Here is a 7,299-nt window from a genome sequence, read left to right on the forward strand (position 1 = left end):
CCCCGGAGGGGCCCCGGACCCCCACCACCGGCGTGGGCGCGGCCGCACCCCGCGGAGCGACCCGCACCCCATCAAGCCCGTCCGGCGATTGAGGACAACCGCCGGCCGCAGGCCAACACATCCGCCCCGTAAGGAGCCGCATGGACACCGCCACCGCATCACCCCCGGACGGCCCCGAGGACGCGGTCTACGACGTGCTGCGGCGGCGGCTCCGCACCCAGGCCGCCGAGCTCGCCCACCGTGCCGAGGCGCTCAACGCACGGCGGACCGAGGAGTTCGGCTCCACCGGACTCCAGTTGCTCGGCAGCGAGCAGGTCCGGACGGCGCAGCCGTCCACTCCCCGCGACCTCGTCGCCATCGGCGGACAGCTCCTGTTCGGCTTCGAACGGGGCCCGGGCCGGCGCGACGAGCCCGCGGTCGACGACGTACTCGCGGCGTTCGAACCCGAGTTGGCCCCCACCACCACCCCGCTCCTCGCCGACGAGCCCTTCGTGCGCGAGTTCGGCGGCCTCCACCGCTACTACCGCGACGCCCGCCTCCTGCGGCTGCGCCGTACCAACGGACGGCTCCTCGCCGTCTTCCGTACCGGCGAGAACGCCGAGGACATCCGCGTCCTGCGCTGGGCGCTGGACGCCGACGGTTCACCCGGCGCGTTCCTCGACGCCCGCGGCGAGCGCGACCACGTGTTCCCGCCGTCGCACGGCTTCACCTGGACGGTCGCGGGCCGCGAGGCCCACATCGCCGGCCGCCACCCGCACATCGCCATCGGCGGGGGCCGCACCGAGGACGGCGACCGCGCCCCGCTCTACCTCTCCACACTCGGCGGACACCTCACGCTCAAGACAGTCGACGACACGGAGACCCCCGACGGGATCTACCGCGAGCCGGTCACCGAACCCCTCCAGTCGCTCGCCGACGCCGAGGTCGCGTACGCGGAGTCGGGGCCACTCGTCCTGCTCCGCGTCCGGCCGTACAAGGAGGAGGCCTGGCGCCATCTCGTCCTCAACAGGCTCCTCGGCACCGTGCAGCGTCTGGACGGGATCGGTCCCTCCTGCCATCCGCTCCCCGAGGACCAGGGGATCATCTTCCCCGGCGGCTACTACCTGACCGCCGGCACGGCGAAGACCTTCGACATCGCCGAACCCCTCACCGACCCCGTCTTCGAGGGCGCCGTGCGCTCCCCCAACGGCGAGGACGTCCTGTACACGTTCCGTTCGCGGGAGGATGGGCGGAGCCTGCTGCTCCCGTACAACGTGATCCGGCAGGAGGTCGCCACCCCGCTCCAGGGCCGCGGCCACGCGCTGCTCGACGACGGCACGCTCGTGCTCCTGCGCGACCCGGTGGAGGGCCGGGACGCCGGCCCGGCCCGCGTCCACCCGGTGCAGCGCTGGCGGACGCCGTACGTCTCCGACACCTTCGCCGCCTCCCGCCCGCCCGGGAAGGGCCCGCTCGCCCGCGTCGGCAACGCCGACCTCGTGCGCGGCATCTCCGACTGCCTCGCACTCGCGCAGAGCGCCGAAGCGACGACCCCGACGGCCGCCGTCTACGCCCGGCTGGTGACGGACTGCTCCCGCGCCACCGACCGCTACCACTGGCTGGACGATGACGAACTCGGCGCTCTCGGAGCCCCGCTGGCCGCGCTCCGCGACACCGCGCAGCACGTGCTCGCCGAGTTCGACGCCGTACAGGAGCAGACCCGGAGCGCCGCGGACGCCCTCACCGAGACGGCGGACCGGATCACCGTCCTTGTCCGCCGGGTCCGCGGCGAGGCACCGCGCTCGGCCTCCGACTGGGTCGACCGCCTGACCGAACTACGCGCTGCTCACGGCCACTTGGCGAGTCTCGCCGAGATGCGGTACGCGGACACCGGGCGGATCGCCGAACTCACCGCCGCCACCGCCGACGACATCGACTCGGCCGGCCGGCGCGCGGTCGCGTTCCTGTCCGGGGACGACGCGTTCACCGGCTACCACGAGGACGTCGCCCGGCTCACCGAGCAGGCGGCCGCCCTCGCCACCGTCACCGACGCCACCGCGCTCGGCGAGCGGCTGGCCGGGATGACGGACGGGCTGAGCACGGTGACGGACGTCGTCGCCGGGCTCGACATCGGTGACGGAGTGGTCCGTACCTCGATCCTGGAGCGGATCGCGGGCGTCCTCGGCGGGGTGAACCGGGCCCGCGCCACGCTCGACGCCCGCAGGCGCACTCTGCTCGACCAGGAGGGCCGGGCCGAGTTCGCCGCCGAGTTCGCACTGCTGGGGCAGGCCGTCACGGCCGCGCTGGCCGCCGCGGACAGCCCGGACGCCTGCGACGACCAGCTCGCGCGGCTGCTCCTCCAGCTGGAGAACCTGGAGGCGCAGTTCGACGGGTTCGACGACTTCCTGACCGAGCTGGGCGAGCTGCGGACGCAGGTGTACGAGGCGTTCTCGGCCCGCAGGCAGACCCTTCAGGACGCCCTCGCCCGCCGCACGGAACGCCTCGCGGCCTCCGCCGCCCGGGTCCTGGAGACCGTCGCCCGCCGCAGTTCCGCGCTGGCCGACGCGGACGCCGTGCACACCTACTTCGCCTCCGACCCGATGGTCGCCAAGGTCCGCCGGACCGCCGGGGAACTGCGCGGGCTCGGCGACACGGTCAGGGCCGAGGAGCTCGACGGGCAGCTGCTGGCCGCCCGCCAGGAGGCGGGCCGGGCCCTGCGCGACCGCAGCGAGCTGTACGCGGACGGCGGGGCGACGATCCGCCTGGGCCGGCACCGGTTCGCGGTGAACACCCAGCCGTTCGAGCTGACGCTCGTGCCGCAGGCGGACGGGCTCGCGTTCGCCGTGACCGGCACCGACTACCGGGCGCCGGTCACCGATCCGGACTTCGCCGCGACCCGCCCGTACTGGGACCAGCTGCTGCCCTCCGAGTCGCCGTCCGTCTACCGGGGCGAGCATCTGGCCGCCCGGCTCCTGGCCGAACAGGGCGCGGACCGGCTGAGCTCCCTGGACAACAGCGAACTGGCCTCTCTCGTGAGGGAGTCGGCCGCCGCCGCGTACGACGAGGGGTACCAGCGCGGGGTCCACGACGAGGACGCCACGGCGATCCTGGCCGCCCTGCTGCGGCTGCACGCGACCGCCGGACTTCTGCGCTGCCCGCCCGCCGTACGGGCCGCCGCCCAGCTGTTCTGGGCGTACGAAACGGACGAGGCCCGCCGGACGTCCTGGACGCGCCGGGCCCGCTCCCTGGCGCGCGCCCGCGAGACGTTCGGTCCCGGCCCTGCCGTCGCCGCGCTCCAGGAGGAGTGGGCATCGGTCATCACGGGGGAGGGCTCCCGGGCCGTCGCCGCGTATCTCTTCGAGGAGCTGACGAGCGGCCCTGCCGGCTTCGTCACCGCCGCGCACGTCCGCACGTTCCTAGACAAGTTCCGTCGTACGACCGGGACTTCGGCATATGAAGAGGACCTTGCCGCCCTCGCCGACGAGCTGCCGGCCCGCCGCCAGCTCGTCGAGGGCTGGCTCACCTCGTACGCCCTGGCGAGCGGGACGGACCTGGAGGCGGGCGATCTCGCGGAGGCCGTCGCCATCGAGCTCTGCCCGGAGCCCGTTCTGGACCGTTACGAGGGCGACGCCCCGCTCAGCGCGACCGTGGACGGCCTCCTCGGCGTCCATCCGCTCATCGAGCGAGGCAGGCTGACCGTCCGCATCGACGAACTCCTCTCCCGTATCGAGGAGTTCCGCACCACGACCGTCCCCGGCTTCCGCGCCTACCAGCGCCGGCGCACCACCCTGGCCGCAGCCGAGCGCACCCGGCTGCGGCTGGACGACCACCGGCCCCGGGTCATGTCCGCGTTCGTCCGCAACCGGCTGCTCGACGAGGTCTACCTGCCGCTGATCGGGGACAGCCTCGCCAAGCAGCTCGGCACGGCGGACGCCGACCGGCGTACCGACTCGCAGGGCCTGCTGCTGCTCGTGTCGCCGCCCGGCTACGGCAAGACGACGCTCATGGAGTACGTCGCCGACCGGCTCGGGCTGGTCCTCGTCAAGGTCAGCGGGCCGAACCTCGGCCACGACGTGACCTCGCTGGACCCCGCGCAGGCCCGCGGCGCGACCGCGCGCCAGGAGATCGAGAAGATCAACTTCGCGCTGGAGGCGGGCAACAACACCCTGCTCCACATCGACGACATCCAGCACACCTCACCGGAACTGCTCCAGAAGTTCATCCCGCTCTGCGACGCCACCCGCAGGATCGAGGGCGTACGGGACGGCGAGCCGCGCAGCTACGACCTGCGGGGCAAGCGGTTCGCGGTGTGCATGACGGGCAACCCGTACACCGAGTCCGGGGAGCGGTTCCAGGTCCCCGACATGCTGGCCAACCGGGCGGACGTCTGGAACCTGGGCGAGGTGCTGAGCGGGCGCGAGGACGTCTTCGCGCTGAGCTTCGTCGAGAACGCGCTGACCGCCAACCCGGTGCTGGCCCCGCTCGCCGGCCGGTCCCGCGAGGACCTCGCCCTGCTGTTGCGGCTCGCCTCCGGCACCGACGCCACCGCCCGCGCGGACCGGCTCCAACACCCTTACGCACCGGCCGAGGTGGACCGGATCACCGCTGTGCTCCGCCATCTGCTGCACGCCCGCGACACCGTCCTCGCGGTCAACGCCGCGTACATCGCCTCGGCCGCGCAGACCGACGCGACGCGCACCGAACCGCCGTTCCGCCTCCAGGGCTCGTACCGCAACATGAACCGCATCGCGGAACGCATCGTGCCCGTGATGAACGACGCCGAACTGTCCGCCGTCATCGACGACCACTACACGGGCGAGGCCCAGACGCTCACCACCGGCGCCGAGGCCGCCCTGCTGAAACTCGCCGCCCTGCGCGGAACGCTCGGCCCCGAGCAGGCCGCGCGCTGGTCCGCCGTCACCGCCTCGTACGTCCGCGGCCAGGCGCTCGGCGGTCCCGACGGCGATCCGCTGACCCGCGCGGTGGCCGCGCTCGGACTGCTCGCGGACCGGATCGCCGCAGTCGAGACGGCGATCAGCAGGGCCGCAGACCCCCGCCACCTGCTCTCCCTCCCACCGTCCGCACCACACGCCGCCACACCCTCCGGGACACACGAAGACCACTGACCGTTCGGATCATCAGAAGGGAGCAGGGCATGCTGGGACATGTGCCTCCTCTTCCCCAGCAGCCCCAACGCTCCCCGTTCTCCGGCCACATGGTCGTCTGCGGCGACGACGCGCTCGCCCAGCGGCTCGCAGTCGAGCTGCGGTACGTCTACGGGGAGCGGGTCACGCTGGTCCTGCCGCCGGAACCCGGCACGAGCGGACCGGAACTGCCGCTGACCGGGCGCGGCCGGGCGGCGGCCCTGTTCGGCCGGATGTCGTCGGCGATGAGCCGCAACGGGGGCAACGGCGCCGGGAACGGGGACGGCGACACCAATGCCGGCGTGGAGGCGGTCCGCATCCTCCAGGCGGCCGAGCCCTCCGACGAGGCCTTCGAGGAGGCCGGCGTCGCCACGGCCGCCGCGCTGGCCCTCGTCTACGACGACGACGAGCGCAACATCCGTGCCGCGCTGACCGCCCGCAGGCTCAACCCCCGTGTCCGGCTGGTGATCCGGCTCTACAACCGCAAGCTCGGCCAGCATCTGGAGACTCTGCTGGACCAGGCGGCCGCCGTCGCCTCACCCGGCATCGACCAGACCGTGCTGGACGCCTCCACCACGGTCCTGTCGGACGCCGACACCGCGGCGCCCGCCCTCGCGGCGACCGCGCTCTCCGGCTCCAGCAAGGTGATCCGGGCGGAGGGCCTGCTCCTGCGCGCCTCCGAGCGCACCCCGCCCCGGGACGGCCAGGCCGTCCGCCCGGCCCTGTGCACGCTGGCCCTGCTCTCCTCCACCACCCATGACCCGGCCGGCACCGAGGGCTCCGACAGCAGCGGCGACGAGGGCCCCCGGCTGCTGCCCGACCAGGCAGAGGTGGCCGCGGCGACCGGACGCGGAACGATCGTCCTGGAGGCCGTCAGCCGGCCGGGCCCCTCCGGCCGCGTCCGCCGGATGGGGGGCAGGGGCGCCCCGCTGGGCCAGGTCTTCTCGCGGCGGCTGCGCTGGTCCGCGCTGGGCGTCGGCACGGCCGTCCTGGGACTCGCGGTGGCGTCCACGTTCACCACCGGGGACGAGCCGGTGCACGCCGCGTATCTGACGCTGCTCGACCTGTTCGCGATGGGCGACCCGGCGATCGGTGACCCGACCGCCCGCCAGGTCATCCAGATCCTGTCCGGGGTCGCCGGACTGATGCTGCTGCCCCTGCTGGTGGCCGGGGTGCTGGAGGCGTTCGGGTCGCTGCGCACCGCCTCCGCCCTGCGCCGGCCGCCGCGCGGTCTGTCGGGGCACGTGGTGCTGCTCGGTCTCGGCAAGATCGGTACCCGCGTCCTCGTCCAGCTGCGTGAACTCGGCATCCCCGTGGTGTGCGTGGAGGACGACCCGGACGCCCGCGGCATCCCCGTGGCGCGGCGGCTGCGGGTGCCGGTGGTCCTCGGGGACGTCACACAGGAGGGCGTCCTGGAGGCGGCGAAGATCCGGCGTTCCCGTGCGCTGCTGGCCCTGACGAGCGTCGACACCACGAACCTGGAGGCCGCGCTGTACGCCCGCTCGGTCAAGCCGGACCTGCGGGTGACGCTGCGGCTCTTCGACGACGAGTTCGCCACCGCCGTCTACCGCACCCTGCGCACCGCCCACCCGCAGGCGCTGACCCGTTCCCGGTCGGTCTCGCATCTGGCGGCGCCCTCGTTCGCCGTCGCCATGATGGGCCGGCAGATCCTCGGGGCGGTGCCGGTCGAGCGGAAGGTGATGCTGTTCGCCGCGGTCGAGGTGGCCGGGCACCCGCAGCTGGAGGGCCGGACGGTGGAGCAGGCGTTCCGGGCCGGGGCCTGGCGGGTCCTCGCCCTGGACGTGGCCCAGCCCGCCGACCGCCGGCCGGACCTGGCCATGCCGGAAACGGGCGACGGCACCGAGGACCGGCCGGGCGGGCTGGTCTGGAACCTGCACCCGGGTTACGTACTCCAGCCCACCGACCGGGTCGTCATCGCCGCGACCCGCCGCGGACTGGCGGAACTCCTGCGCAGGCGCGGTTCGTTGACCCGGCACTGACGCCGGGCCCGGCGCCCGGCGATATCCGGATTCCCGGTGCGGCCCGCTCCTCGGTCAGCGCCTTCCGCACCGGACCGACGGGCCCCACCCGGGCCGGGGCCGGCACCGGTCTCCCCTTCGCCGACACCTGCCGCCGGCCGGCCGGGGACGCGCCCTAGATGTATTGCCCTGTGAGGTTG

At 74.0% G+C, this 7,299-nt stretch carries 2 protein-coding genes; both read left to right on the forward strand.

The window, feature by feature from the left end; all coding sequences use genetic code 11:
• Positions 1–140: 140 nt before the first annotated feature.
• Positions 141–5,102, forward strand: coding sequence for a DNA repair ATPase (locus tag JGS39_RS33810; RefSeq protein ID WP_219573573.1), 4,962 nt, complete (start codon positions 141–143; stop codon positions 5,100–5,102).
• 29 nt (positions 5,103–5,131) lie between these two features.
• Positions 5,132–7,120, forward strand: coding sequence for a potassium channel family protein (locus JGS39_RS33815; protein ID WP_219573574.1), 1,989 nt, complete (start codon positions 5,132–5,134; stop codon positions 7,118–7,120).
• Positions 7,121–7,299: the final 179 nt, after the last annotated feature.

Source organism: Streptomyces poriferorum, from assembly GCF_019399235.1.
Taxonomy (GTDB): domain Bacteria; phylum Actinomycetota; class Actinomycetes; order Streptomycetales; family Streptomycetaceae; genus Streptomyces; species Streptomyces poriferorum.

What these genes read in the sequence shown, in the direction of transcription:
- JGS39_RS33810 (WP_219573573.1), top strand. Translation starts at nt 141, where the DNA reads ATGGACACCGCCACCGCATCACCCCCGGACGGCCCCGAGGACGCGGTC.
- JGS39_RS33815 (WP_219573574.1), top strand. Translation starts at nt 5,132, where the DNA reads ATGCTGGGACATGTGCCTCCTCTTCCCCAGCAGCCCCAACGCTCCCCG.